At 50.4% G+C, this 13166-nt stretch carries 14 protein-coding genes; 3 read left to right on the plus strand and 11 right to left on the minus strand.

Annotation, left to right across the window (positions count from 1 at the left end):
• Positions 1-33 precede the first annotated feature (33 nt).
• The 3 genes from ACTVJH_RS13520 to ACTVJH_RS13530 are packed head-to-tail and all read right to left on the minus strand — an operon-like array spanning position 34 to position 1397.
• On the minus strand, positions 34-927 hold the full coding sequence (locus ACTVJH_RS13520) for a 4Fe-4S binding protein (protein WP_455991705.1): 894 nt from the start codon (positions 925-927) through the stop codon (positions 34-36).
• 4 nt (positions 928-931) lie between these two features.
• Positions 932-1075, minus strand: coding sequence for a CD1871A family CXXC motif-containing protein (locus ACTVJH_RS13525; RefSeq protein ID WP_455991708.1), 144 nt, complete (start codon positions 1073-1075; stop codon positions 932-934).
• Positions 1076-1103: 28 nt separating this feature from the next.
• Positions 1104-1397, minus strand: coding sequence for a hypothetical protein (locus ACTVJH_RS13530; protein WP_455991711.1), 294 nt, complete (start codon positions 1395-1397; stop codon positions 1104-1106).
• On the opposite strand from ACTVJH_RS13530, the gene ACTVJH_RS13535 reads away from it, so the two are divergent.
• Positions 1396-3132, plus strand: a complete 1737-nt coding sequence (locus ACTVJH_RS13535; RefSeq protein WP_455991714.1) for a YgiQ family radical SAM protein — start codon at positions 1396-1398, stop codon at positions 3130-3132. The two genes, ACTVJH_RS13530 and ACTVJH_RS13535, sit on opposite strands and share 2 nt — an antisense overlap.
• Before the next feature lie 82 nt (positions 3133-3214).
• Here ACTVJH_RS13535 and ACTVJH_RS13540 read toward each other — a convergent pair whose 3' ends face one another.
• The 6 genes from ACTVJH_RS13540 to ACTVJH_RS13565 form a co-directional block, all read right to left on the minus strand.
• Complete coding sequence (locus tag ACTVJH_RS13540; protein ID WP_455991717.1) at positions 3215-3937, minus strand: hypothetical protein; 723 nt, start codon at positions 3935-3937, stop codon at positions 3215-3217.
• A 2-nt stretch (positions 3938-3939) separates the two neighbouring features.
• Positions 3940-5214: a sulfite exporter TauE/SafE family protein gene (locus tag ACTVJH_RS13545; protein WP_455991720.1), complete on the minus strand. Its 1275-nt coding sequence runs from the start codon at positions 5212-5214 to the stop codon at positions 3940-3942.
• A gap of 68 nt (positions 5215-5282) precedes the next feature.
• Positions 5283-5708, minus strand: a complete 426-nt coding sequence (locus ACTVJH_RS13550; RefSeq protein ID WP_455991723.1) for a response regulator — start codon at positions 5706-5708, stop codon at positions 5283-5285.
• A gap of 5 nt (positions 5709-5713) precedes the next feature.
• Positions 5714-6103 carry a response regulator gene (locus ACTVJH_RS13555; RefSeq protein WP_455991726.1) on the minus strand — a complete coding sequence of 130 codons (390 nt, stop codon included), beginning with the start codon at positions 6101-6103 and terminating at the stop codon, positions 5714-5716.
• Positions 6104-6106: 3 nt separating this feature from the next.
• Entirely contained in the window at positions 6107-6541 is a 435-nt protein-coding gene (locus tag ACTVJH_RS13560; RefSeq protein WP_455991729.1) for a response regulator, read from the minus strand.
• A 23-nt stretch (positions 6542-6564) separates the two neighbouring features.
• Positions 6565-8253, minus strand: a complete 1689-nt coding sequence (locus tag ACTVJH_RS13565) for a sensor histidine kinase (RefSeq protein ID WP_455991732.1) — start codon at positions 8251-8253, stop codon at positions 6565-6567.
• A 418-nt stretch (positions 8254-8671) separates the two neighbouring features.
• Between ACTVJH_RS13565 and ACTVJH_RS13570 the strand changes: the two genes are divergently transcribed.
• Positions 8672-11056: a DNA internalization-related competence protein ComEC/Rec2 gene (locus ACTVJH_RS13570; RefSeq protein ID WP_455991744.1), complete on the plus strand. Its 2385-nt coding sequence runs from the start codon at positions 8672-8674 to the stop codon at positions 11054-11056.
• 268 nt (positions 11057-11324) lie between these two features.
• On the opposite strand, the gene ACTVJH_RS13575 is transcribed toward ACTVJH_RS13570, so the two are convergent.
• Positions 11325-11726, minus strand: coding sequence for a MucR family transcriptional regulator (locus ACTVJH_RS13575; RefSeq protein ID WP_455991735.1), 402 nt, complete (start codon positions 11724-11726; stop codon positions 11325-11327).
• A gap of 267 nt (positions 11727-11993) precedes the next feature.
• Between ACTVJH_RS13575 and ACTVJH_RS13580 the strand changes: the two genes are divergently transcribed.
• Positions 11994-12488 carry a hypothetical protein gene (locus ACTVJH_RS13580; RefSeq protein ID WP_455991738.1) on the plus strand — a complete coding sequence of 165 codons (495 nt, stop codon included), beginning with the start codon at positions 11994-11996 and terminating at the stop codon, positions 12486-12488.
• 91 nt (positions 12489-12579) lie between these two features.
• Here the strand turns inward: ACTVJH_RS13580 and ACTVJH_RS13585 are convergent, their stop codons facing one another.
• On the minus strand, positions 12580-12894 hold the full coding sequence (locus tag ACTVJH_RS13585; protein WP_455991741.1) for a hypothetical protein: 315 nt from the start codon (positions 12892-12894) through the stop codon (positions 12580-12582).
• Positions 12895-13166: the final 272 nt, after the last annotated feature.

Genomic DNA, 13166 nt, shown 5'->3' on the forward strand with positions numbered 1-13166 from the left:
TGGCTGCCTTGAAATTCCCAGAGACCATTCTGGTCAAAATTGGGCGGGCTCTTTGCTGGTTCGCCGTGTAATGAGGTGGGGTTGTTCGATCCCTTTGACTCCAAAGGATATCGCGTTGAACTTGCACGCCTGGTAGCATTTGAGGCATCGGATGCATTCCAGGCTGTTCGGGGTCTCGTAGAACCTGACCCCCATGGGGCAGACTGTTTCGCAGGCCCTGCAATGGGTACACGCCTCTTTGTCCCAGCGCATGGTGAATAGACTGACCTTGTTGAAAAGGGAATAAATAGCCCCAAGGGGACAGAGTGTCCGGCAGAAGGGCCGGCTGGTAAAGACCATCCAGATCAGCAGCAGGATCAGGATGGTCAACTTGTTGAAAAAGATTCCCCCAATCAAGTCTTGCAGCTCCGGTCGCAGGAACATGAGCGGAATACCGGCTTCCAAGGTGCCTGCCGGACAGATGTATTTACAGAACCATGTGGAGCCGATGCCGAAGTCGTCCACGATCACAAGGGGAAGAATGATCACGAACAGGGCAAGCACCACGTATTTTATCCACGTAAAGGGTTTGTAGATGCCGAATTTCGGGGAGGGGATCTTGTACATCAGATCCTGGAAAAATCCGAACGGGCAGAGCCATCCACAGGGCATCCGTCCGATCAGGCTGCCGATGATGCCGAGAAAACCGATCACATAGAACCCGAATCGATACTGACCGCTGGCCAGTGTCAACCGGATGGAGGCCAGAAAGTTCTGAAGCGCGCCAATGGGGCATCCCCCTACCGCAGCCGGGCATGACCAGCAATTGAGACCGGGAACACATACGGATTTGAGTTTGCCCGTATAGATTCCGGATGCGCCAAAGGGAAAGAGCCAATAGGCATTGGTGAGAAAGGTGGCCAGGATTTGAACGACTCGTCTGGTCATAGTCTCACCCTATTCCGATACAGCTCAGGCAGAGGGTCACACCCTTTTCAAAAACCCCATCCACGTCACCGAGATTGATGCCAAGAACAAACAGGATCAGAAAGAAGAACAAAATCAGGTAGGAGATTACAGCAAAACGTTTGGGCATGATCAGAGTTCTCGCTTGGTTATCCTGGCTAAGCCGGGTGATTGAGAAGGCAACTCACCGATGATACGAGAAAGAAGCAGATAGTCTGCATAAATACGTCATCGTCATCGGGTTCAGGATGACGTGTTTTTGTATCCAGGACATCATAGAAATGAAATTTGTTTTTATTGACTTTTAAAAAAATACGCAAGCCTTGAGCGGAAAAAAGCTGTTTCTTGCCGCATTCTTCCTTGCCCCCGGCCTGCGGCACGTCTATAGCCGGGTGCATGACAAATCTCTTTGCGTTTCCAAATTCTTTGCGCCAACCCCGGTTTTTGCCCATGACCCGGGCGGAGATGGACCAGCTTGGATGGGAGGAACTCGACATCCTGCTCATCAGCGGCGACGCGTACGTCGACCATCCCTCCTTTGCCATGGCCCTGCTCGGTCGGCTCTTGATCGCCCATGGTTTCAGAACCGGCATTGTCACTCAGCCCAGGTGGGAGACTGTTGACGATATCCAGGTCATGGGGCGTCCTCGGCTTTTTGCCGGTATCGGAGCCGGGGCTCTTGACTCCATGCTCGCTCATTACACGGCCTTTCGCAAAAAACGGTCTGATGATGCGTACACTCCGGGGGGCAGGGCCGGGGCAAGGCCCAATCGTGCCTGTATCGTTTATACCAATGTGGTACGCCGGGCCTTTGCCGGGCTCCCTGTTGTTCTCGGTGGGATCGAGGCCTCTTTGCGCCGGATCACCCATTATGATTTCTGGACCGACAAACTGCGTAAGCCGATCATCCTCGATGCCAAGGCAGATATGGTCGTCTATGGCATGGGTGAACGGGCCCTGGTGGAAATAGCCTGCCGGCTCGACAAAGGGCTCGACCTGTCAGGCATTCATGGAACGGTCTCCCTTGACGTGCCTGTGCCTGATACTGCTGCATGCGAAACCCTGCCATCTCACGAATCCATGGTTAACGATCCGTTTTTGCTGATGCGGGCAACCCTGGCCCTGGAACGACTTGTCCATCAGGGAAACCGATGGGCTGTGCAGCAGGTTGGAAACCGCACCGTGGTGCTGACGCCTCCCGCTGTTCCCCTTGGTCAGCGGGAAATGGACGCGTTGTACGCCCTTGACTATGCCAGAAAGGCTCATCCCCGGTATCCAGAAAAAATCCCGGCAGAGGCCATGATCGGGGATTCCATCACCAGTCACAGGGGGTGCGGGGGTGGGTGTTCATTTTGCACCCTGGCCCTGCACCAGGGGCGCAGGATTTCTTCCAGAAGCCGCCGATCCATACTCAATGAAGTGGATCGCATGTCCAACCTGCCAGGATTCAAGGGGAATATTTCCGATGTGGGTGGTCCAAGTGCCAATATGTGGGGTGGAAAGTGCACCCGGAAACAGGGAGCGTGTAAGCGACCCAGCTGTATGACCCCGACCATCTGTCCCCATTTCAGGGTCGATCAGAAGGCGCATCTGGATATGCTCAGGTCGGTGCAGGCACGTCGCGGTATTCGCAATGTCCGGGTGGCCAGCGGGGTGAGGTTCGATCTCGCCCTTGAGGATATGCAGGCATTGACCGGTTATCTGGATGATTTTGTCGGGGGCCAGCTCAAGATCGCCCCCGAACATGTCTGTGGTCATGTTCTGAAACTGATGCGCAAGCCTGGTCACGCTCTCTTTGAACGGTTTTTGGATATTTTCACCAAACAGGCCGTCAAGACGGGCAAAAAACAATACGTTATTCCCTATCTCATGAGTGGTTTTCCCGGGACAACGGATAAGGATATGCGAGAACTTGCTCTCTGGCTCGCCCAACGGGGCTGGCGGCCAAGGCAGGTTCAATGCTTCATTCCCATCCCCGGAGCCGTGGCAACTGCCATGTTCTATACCCGACGTGCACCTGACGGAACACGAATCCCCGTGGCCAGAACCGATGCCGAGCGCCTCAGACAGCACCATATCCTCATACCTGTAGATACAAGAAAGAGGAACCCCCAGCCCGTTCCAAGGACACGATCCGTGAAGTCCGGATGCGTGCCGTGTCGGAATGGACGCAGGAAAAAGCACTGACTCCGACTTTTCCATGCGAAAACATAGGGCCGGTTCGGGATATCCGAACCGGCCCTATGCATGGTACGAGAATGTTTTGGAGCTACATTTCTTTTTTCTTCCCCGAACTCATCTGCAACCCGATGCCTTCGAAGAAGTAGAAGATGGCGAATCCCCACAGCAGGGTGTAAATAACATAGAAGACGAGGGAAAAGGTGAGCACCCCGGCCTTGCTCGTCGAACTCTGGGGAACGACCCCGTAGAAATTATACCCCACTTCGATCCCCCGTTTGATCACTTCGGTCGTGAACTTGGCGGCCTTGAAATCCTTATCCTGCTTGAGAGCGATATCCAGGGCCATGCAGGTCTTCCACCAGACAAAAAGGGCCATTCGTCCGGGCATGGAGTATGTGTCCTCGAGGATCTCGTTCTTGTTGTTGAACATGGCCTCGGAATCATCAATGGCCTGGTTCAGAAGGGTGGAGAGGTCTCCCGAGACCGTGACGGATGTTGCATCTGCCGTGGCGGAAATACCGGCTTTGTTCAGGATGAGGGCACTCTTGCCGGCCAGGTCGGCGGTTCTCATCTCCAGGTTCAGATCGATGGCATGCCCTGTGTACGCTTTGTTCTCCTCTCTGAGTCGGGGAAAGTAGTTGGTCGAGCCCTTGGCAATGGAGTTGAACAGGTTGTCGGATGCGTGGAAGGCGTTCACCTTTTCGCCATGCGCGCCTGTAAAGACGGGCGTGAACATATAGGCAAGAACGCCGAAAAAGATCACGGAGAGCGTGATTCCCATGGTGAAGTGCTTTTTGTCGTATACGAGCATGATTACGCCTCCCCTCTGAGAAGATTGAGGTTACCGAGGAATTTGCCAATGACCCAGACGGCAAAGAACCCGATAATGGCAAAAAAGGCCCAGTTGCCGACATTGTTCAACACGGTCGTTGCGGTGTCGGAAATGGTGATGATCTTCATTTCCCCGAGCTTTCCCGGCAAGGAAAAGAGTCTGTTGATGAATCCGGCCAGAATGGCTGTGGCATAAAACCCCCGGATGTAGATGCCCTTGACGATTTTGGTGGTCAATGCGCCCACCTGGATACCGATCAGGGAGCCGATGAGCATGCCCATGGCCAGGGTATAGAAAATGAACCCGTAGATGGCATACTGGCTGATGGAAGCGAAACCGGCCGTGAAAATGATCTGCAGGATATCGGTTCCAACGGCAGTGAACGAAGAAACGCCCAGGACGTAGACAAACATGGGGAAGGTCACGAATCCTCCCCCCACACCCATGATTGCAGCGAGAAAGCCGACAATGGTGCCGCACAGGGCCACGAACCAGGCCGAGATTTTTTTGCCGCCCGGAAAGAGATCCTGATCAAAGGTGATCATGGGAGGAATGACAGTGGACTGCAATTTCGCAGGTAGCCCGGGGCCTTCAGTTGCGGCCTTTTTTGCGGTCCCAGCGGGCTTGGCATCAGCTTTGCGCAGCTTGAGAAAATCCATCATGGCGTAGATTCCCAGAAAACCGAGCAGAACAACATAGATGATGCTGATAAAGGTATCACTCATGACCGGATTGAGTTCGTAAATCCAACGGTTTAAAATACCGCCGGCAAAGACCCCGCCCATGGAACCGACCAGGAAGGCGACGGCCAGGGCCACGGAGACGTTTCCGAGTTTTCTGTGGATGGTCGTGCCCATGATCGCCTTGGCAAAAATGTGGAAGAGGTCTGTTCCCACAGCCAGGATCCCCTTGATTCCAGCGCTCATCAGGGCCGGGGTGATGATAAATCCGCCTCCTGCACCAATGCATCCGGTTATCAGACCGGCGCACAAGCCGATAAGCATGGAGGCAACGAAAATTCCCGGTGTATAAAAGGCGGGGGCATAGGCCTTTTTGCCTCCTAGAATGGCGGGAAGCTCCGAGGGATCAACTGCTGCAAAGGCAATGGATACGAGAATGATCGGAATGACCATAAATGCAAGCAAGCGCATTTTTTTCTTGTTGTGCAGGATGGACATGGACGTTTCGTAATCCCAACGCGCATGTGCCGTTGTCGCTGCCATGAAAGCGGCGTACATTTTTCTTCCAAAAGCCATAAGTCTTCCTCCTTGGATAATTCGTGATGAATTTTAATGCAGATCAATATAATGTGAGTGGTGCGAACCTATTTTTTTCTTTCAGCCTCCTTTTTGAGCTGGAGTGTTTTTCTTTCGTGAAGAAGTCTTTTGTGGTAGGCATCTTCGAGTTTGAAGAGTAGGTCGTCGATATCTGTTGGTTTCATGAGATAATCAAAAGCGCCAAACTCCATCCCCTCCAGTGCAGCTTCAATATTGGCATGTCCCGTGAGCATGATCACCTCGGTCAACGGGAATTGTTTCTTTATCTCCACCAATGTTTCAATTCCATCCATGCCCGGCATCTTGACATCGAGAACAACAATGTCTCGAGGGTTTTCCTGCATCATTGAAAGAGCCTCGTTACCTCCGGAGGCTCCGGATATTGTGACTTTCCGTTTGGTGAGCCGCTTGATGAGAGTCGTTCTGAAATCATCCTCGTCATCCACGATCAACACGGTGAAATTTCGTTCCATGGCTGTTACCTCCCGTCAGGGATGGCTTTGTTGATCTTTGCGATCAGTTCTCCAAGATCACACGGCTTGGTCAGATAATCCGTGGCTCCATATTTGAGACCTTCCTCGGCCGCCTGCTCCGAACCATGTCCGGTGAGCATGATGACGGGAATATCCGGAGCCATTTTTTTGATGATCTTGAGAACCTCGATCCCGTCCATGTCCCCGAGTTTCAGATCGAGAACCGCGATATCGAAATCCTTTTTTCTGAGCACCTGCAGAGCCTCGGTTCCTGTCAACACCCCTGTGACTTTGATATCGCGTCGGGCCATGCGTTTGGCCAGGACATTTACGAACCCCTCTTCGTCATCAACGAGCAACAGGGCTATGGATTCATCAGATGGAGTCTCTTTCATGGTTTAATCCCAGGATTGTCGTGAAGTTATTTCCCGCATCTGGGCCTCGATAATCTTTTCTTCATGCGTGAGTTTCTTGGTTTTGGCCTCAGCTATTTTGGTCATCAGCTGATCGATGTCACAAGGCTTCATCAGGTAATCAAAAGCCCCCATCTTCATGCCGTCTATGGCCGATTCCACAGTGGCATGACCGGTGAGCATGATGACCTCGACCAGGGGAAACTCCTGTTTGATGGCCTTGAGCGTTTCGATCCCGTCCATTCCCGGCATTTTAACGTCCAGAACCGCCACGTCGATTTGATTGTTTTCAGACAGAATATCCAGGGCTTCTTGTCCGCTGTAGGATTTCACGACTACGATTTCCCGTTTGCCAAGCCGTTTGGCCATGGTCTGTACAAAACCATCTTCATCATCGATCAAAAGAATAGTTGTCGCCATATACTCCTCCTTTGTTAATTGCCTTATTGGGTCACTGGAATGCGAATGTGAAATATCGTTCCCTTGCCGACCGCACTGTTGACTGAGATTTCACCGCCAATTTTATTGATGATCCCATAGCAGATGGACAAGCCGAGTCCGGTTCCCTTGCCAACGGCCTTGGTGGTGAAAAAAGGATCGAAAATTCGTTGGAGATTTGCCTGCGCAATGCCGGAACCTGTGTCCGCAATGTCAGTGACGATCATCTGCCCTTCAAGACGGGTGGACAGGGTGATGGTTCCGCCTTTTTTGGAATCAATGGCATCGACGGCGTTGTTGATCAGGTTCAGAAAAACCTGCTGCATCTCAGAGGGAGACACGTGCACACTCGGGAGGTTTGGTGCGAGATTGCTGATGATTTCCACATTCCCGTATCGGGCTTTTTTTTCAGAAAGTCCCACGACTTCCTCGATAATCGTGTTCAGCTGGACATCCTGAACACGCGAATCGATTTTTCGGGCAAAACTCAAAAGCTTGTGGGTGATATCCTTGCAACGGATGCCCTGGTTCTTGATTTGGGAGAGGGCACGTTGATATTCCTTGAAATTTTCACTCTCCTTGAAGTCTTCCTCATCAAGAATATCTTCCATCCATCCGGCTTCCTCAACCATGATGGCTACCGGGTTATTGATCTCATGGGCTATGCCGGCGGCCAATTCTCCAAGAGATGCCAATTTCCCGGCCTCGATGATCTGTTCGTTCATCATCTCCTTTTCCTGATCGGATTTTCTGATCTGGGAAACCATTTTGCGGGAGAGGAAAATGGCCATGACAAAGATGCTGCAACTTCCCAGAAGGAAGATAATAATTCCCAGATTGCGTGTTTGATAGAGATCGGAAAAGGCGTCCTTTTCGTCCTGTTGAAAAATCAGCACCCATTTTTCATTGTTGAGCAGTGTTACCAGATACAGGGAGTGCTGATCCGAAGAATGGGATCCTTGAAAAACCCCGACACCCTCTGCAGGAATCTTCTGGGAGAGGATAGAGTGTTCAATGGTCTCGAGATCGGGTTGATCGTCCTGTAATTGGGTCTGCAGTTCTCCTTTGCGATTGACAATGAACGCCCGCCCGGTTTTTCCGATGCGAATGTTCTTGACCAGTTCATTGAACAAAACGAAATCAATGGTAGTGCGAACAATCCAGTGCTCTTCTCCAAAGGATTTTCTGATGGCAATGATAAAATGGGGCATACCCCGGATACCCAGGAAAACGTCGCTGATATAATACTCTTTTTCCATGGCCTCTTTGAACCATTCTGACTGTGAATAGTTGACGCTGCTGAGCATGAATGGCCCCACATAATCTGTCTGAATCCCCTGGGGGTTGACCAGACCGATATCCACGAAAAATGGTCCATATTCATCTCTCAGCTGTTCGAGCTTGTTCCGTAAGACATCTTCGTCATCAAGTTGCAAAATGGAACATGATTTGGAAAGAAACTGGATGTTGGCCAGTTTTTCCTTGAGGAAATTGTCGATATTCTGCTTGTGTTTCTCTACAACCTCCTGGAGGTGAGCAATGACCTTGGATTTATAGGCGTTGTTATATTTATACGATGTTATGAAGGTGATCAGAATAAGCGGGGTAAAAGAGGCGATGATCATCTTGACGATGAGATTTCGTGTAAGGTTGTTATAGTATGCTTCATCGTGGGTGATTTCTTCGCGTTTCATGTCCTATCCTTTTTCCGAATTTTCCCGGATCGTACGAAAGGTAGTTTTTCTGAGCTCATCAAGCGGTCATAACCCCACATAATCTGTGTCTGGGTGAATTGTTTTCAAAAACGCTTGGTAATTGGATGAATTGCCGAACGTTGCCGCCTTACACTTTTTTTTAAATAAATGGCAATGCCCGTGCCAAAATGTCTTTTTCTGTCAGACCTTGTTTAATTGTACGTATTAAAAGATATTCTATTCTCTGGTATATTTTTGTGAAACATTGTGAGACAAAAACTATCTTTCACTGTCAGAAAGTTTTACAGGTTGTAAAAGTATTTAACTATGCCCGTTCAAAGAATAATAATTCTGCCATGAAATCATGAAATCCACGTCCACTACATCCTATGCCCTTTTGCCATGGCAAATCATGCTGATGTTTTTCGCTGCCGGATGTTTCAGCTACGAGTACCCGCTGCCTGCAGTAACGGGGGCTTTGTTTGTATTTGCGTTGACCCGATGTTGTGCGGTGGCACCAAGGGTCATGCAGGTTGTGGCGGTGATCCTGCTCGGGTTTTTTTATACCTGGCTGCGTATCCCCCATGCTGTTAATTCGGATTTCGAGCATTTCGAAGTCGGGCAGCGAGTCGTTGTGTCCGGTCATATCCACGATACAAAATGGCGATTTTCAAATGGACTGTATCTGTTTGCCCGGGGGGTGCAGGTACACAACAAGGGTAAGAACCTTGTTCTGCCCGGGACATTTCTCATCTCGGTCGACCATGCCTCGGCGGTTCCTGTTCGTGGGCAAGGTTTTCAAGGCCAGGTTCGCATCCGACCGGTGCACTCGTTGAAAAATCCGGGATGCTGGGATGGTGAAACCTATTGGGGACACAAGGGGGTTTGGTGGCGCAGCTATATCAAGGACTTGTCATGTCTTGATTTCGAGCCTGAAGTGCCAGGTTTTTTTCAGTCCCTGCGAGCGGATTTGCGCAGGTGTGTCCTGGAGGCACTGCCACCGGGGAAGGGCAGGGCACTGACCTTGGCCCTGCTGCTGGGGGAAAGATCCGAACTCGATCGTGAGGTGTATGAACTTATGCAGCGAGCCGGCATCGTGCATTCACTGGCCCTGTCCGGACTGCACCTGGGATTCATGGCCTTTTTCGGATGGGTTCTGGCCCGGGGAGTCGGCTGGCTGTGGCCGGATGTCTACCTGGTTGTTCCCAGGCCGAAGCTTGCCGTTATTATGGGCATTCCTTTGGTGGGATTCTACATGTGGCTCGGAGGCTGGACCCCGTCACTGCTGCGGGCAGGGATTATGTTCGGGTCGTGGGGTGTTCTGTTGCTCATGAACAGATCCAGGGTGCTGATTGACGGGCTGTGCCTGGCCGTCTTGATCATTCTTCTCGGGTCCCCGGCCGAGATTTTTTCCCTCAGTCTGCAATTTTCCGTGCTCGCTGTGGGCGGAATCGTCCTTCTGGTCCCGGCAATTCAGACCCCTCTGACCAGGTGGGCAGGAAAACGTATCTTCAGGAAGCTGTTCGTCTATGTCCTCATGGTCATGGTTGTGAGTATGGTCGCTACACTGGCCGTGCTGCCCGTTCAGGTATGGAATTTTGGGACCGTAACCTTGCACCAGTACTACAATGTCATCTGGATTCCCTTGTTGGGATTCGTCCTGCTTCCTCTTGGTTTTCTCGGCCTTCTTGTATCATTTTTTCCAGGCGGAGAATGGCTGGGCTCGCTTCCCCTGCTCATAATCAATGGTATCATGGGGGCTTGCTGCGATATTCTTGAAATGGCCAAAGACCATGGCTGGCTGGAAATGGTCCAGGTTCTGCGTCCGAGATGGCCGGAACTGGTCGGGTTTTATACCCTGGCAGGTGGTATGCTGGTTGCCTGGAAGCAGTCTTTCCCCGTTCAGCGCAAATGTCTCATCGTTTTTGGGTTCAGCTTGTGCCTTCTCGTTCTGCCGACCATGGGCGGCCATTTTTTGAGGAGTGCCCAGGTTTGCAGGGTTCTGGTCATGGATACCGGCATGAGTCAGGCAGTGTATCTGGAATTTCCGGGAGACAAGCGTGTGCTTGTCGACGGGGGAGGTTCATGGAATAGGGATTTCGACATGGGAAAGGCTGTGGTCACCCCTGTGCTTACCTGGGGGAGACCACCCCGTCTTGATGCTGTGTTTTTGACTCACAGTGACTGCGATCACCTTCGAGGATTGATACATCCCCTTGGAAATTGCAGAGTTGGCGGGTTTTACTGGAATGGACACGCTCCGAAAAACACATGGGATCGGGAGTGCCTCGAAGATGCGCTCTCAAAAAACAAGGTGCCCGTTCATCTTGTTCGGGCCGGTATGCATGTGGATTTGGGAGATGGAGTGCGGATCGAGGTTGTGCATCCGCATTCCGACGCTGTCGGCATGTCCAGGAATGATGGTTCGCTGGTACTGCGGTTTCTTGTACATGGAAAAGGAGTGGTGCTTATCCCCGGAGATATCGAGGAAAAGGGCATCGCTGAATTGCTGGCAAATAACGAGAATCTTCAAGCGGAGCTGTTGATTCTTCCCCATCATGGGAGCATCTCGAGCTGGTCTGAAGAACTGTACGACCGGGTCAATCCCCGCTTGGCCGTTGCTGCTGCGGGGTGGCATAACCGATACGGGTTTCCTGACAAGGCTGTCATCGCTTCATTGGATGGGCGCGGAGTTGAGGTCCTGAGTTCGGGAAGAGATGGTGCAGTGGAAGTCGTTTGGTCAAAGCGGGATGGATCGATGATCGTTCATCCTCTGCGTTCAGCCTCTTGCAAACTACCGTGAAAGAATACCGGTACGTATGGGGCACACGAGAGGGTGGATGACACAAAGTTCATGATGTGCAATAGGTATATATACCAGGATGATAAAAAGCGAATCCAGAGGAGGACGGGGATTTTTAGAAGAATAAGGAAATACTTGAGAATGTGATCAATACAAGCTAGGAGTTCCACCTTGCCGGCGGAACTCCTAGTTTGATCGTGCATTGAGAGAGGTGGGAGCAGGTTCACGTATCCGCCCTGCTGATACGATAGAACCGATTGGGAAAACGTTACTTGGCCACGTGTGTTCGCCTCTTCTCCCAGAGTTTCATATCTTTCATTTTTTTGCGTCGTTCACGAGCCAGGGACTTGGCAACAAGGGAGGTTCCTTTTTTGTAGCCCCATTTGGCCTTGTATTCTTCAGGAGTAAGCCCGTGAGAAGCAAGATGCTTTTTGGTCAATACTTTGAAGCTCTTGCCACACTCCAGACAGATGACGCTTTTTTCTCTGATAGCTTTTTTGGGATCCACAGCCGGCTCGGCATTTGCGGCAACTTCTGCTGTATCTTCGGCGATATTACGAATTCCCCTGGACAACGACTGAACCATGGATGTAATTTCTTCTTCCGTCATGGTTCGAACACTTGCCTGAGCCTTTACAATCTCTAACGCTTCCTTGAGATAATCTTCCATTATTTCCTCCATTATTTTGGATTATATTGAATACTTTCTATTCGATAATTAGTTGAAAAATAATTGTCAATGCTTTTCAAATTTTATTTGATATATTTTATAGAATCCCTTGAAATGAATACTAGGTAGCTGTGCAGAAAACACGCCTGACCACTTTTGATTTTTTTTTGAAACAGACACATATTTATTTGTATATTTATGTTCATCATGCTGTTTTTTTTAATAAACACACATAATATGATAGATTATCCAATGTAAGGAGAGTATATGACAAAGACCAAGAAAATCATTGAAGACCTTTCAGCAGTAGTCAAGTTTGAACAATGGGTGCGTTTTTACTTTATCAAAAAAGACGGCGATGATCTGATCATTGCCCCTGAGCCCGAACATATGGAAAGGATTAAGACCCTGTATGCTGAATATTATGAACTCGTCGAAGCCATGTGTCTGGTGAAAATGAGCCCCCAGATATCGCAACAACTGATCCTCGACTTTATCAGGAATCGTTTTGATGGTCAGGAATACAAGTCCACTCAGATCCACAAGGCATTGGACAGCAAAGATTTTTCCATCGAAATGTATCTTTTTAATATGTGGTTGGAACTCCATGATAATCAGCTCAGTGAACAGATCATCGGTTTTGATGAATGGGTTGGGCTGTATGATGCGTGGAAAAATTCAGATCAGGGACAAAAGGTGCTTTTGTCCATGGAGTCGAATGCCGCCCCGGCTGGAGACGATTCGCAGAACACCATTCATTGACCCCTTGGTGGGATAAAAAACGTCATTGGCAAAAAAAAAGGATTGTCCCGAAGGGGCAATCCTTTTTTTTGGGGTGGAATGTTCAAAGAGGTTATTGCCTGAGAGCTTCCTGGCTGGCGAAAAAGACCTGGGCGTTTCTGGCCCTTAGCGGGTTGTCATTGTCCGTGCAGGGGCGTTCATCCAGAATGACCATCCTGTATCCAAAGGTTATGGACGGATTATCCTGTTGTTTGGGCGTATTCAGGGTGAAACCGAACAAGATCCCTTTGGCCGGCGGGAAAAATCCTGGTCTGGGGCTGTATTCTTTCCGGGCAATGACCTTGCCTGAGGGATCACAAACATAGGCAGTAATGACCATCTCGGACATCCAGCGTCCCCAGGTGGGGAAGCGTTCTGTTCTGGGCAAGGCGGTTCCTGTGATCTCGAAACGGTTACCGTCTCGGATACAGGAGTAATCAATGGTCCAGAACTTGAGCGACAATCGGCTCGGGTTGTCTGAACTCCACACCTTGGGTGAAAGATGGTGGACGCTTAAGGAAGAACATCCCCAGTAGGCTTCCCCCCAATTTTAAACCACTGACCGATAAAAATAAGGTGGTATCTGCTAGCCTCTGTTGTGTTGTCTGAGGACGATTGGCTATCTTCCCCTGCCGCCATCATGGAGTGGAGCCCGTCCCC

This window comes from Desulfoplanes sp. PS50 (assembly GCF_053851535.1).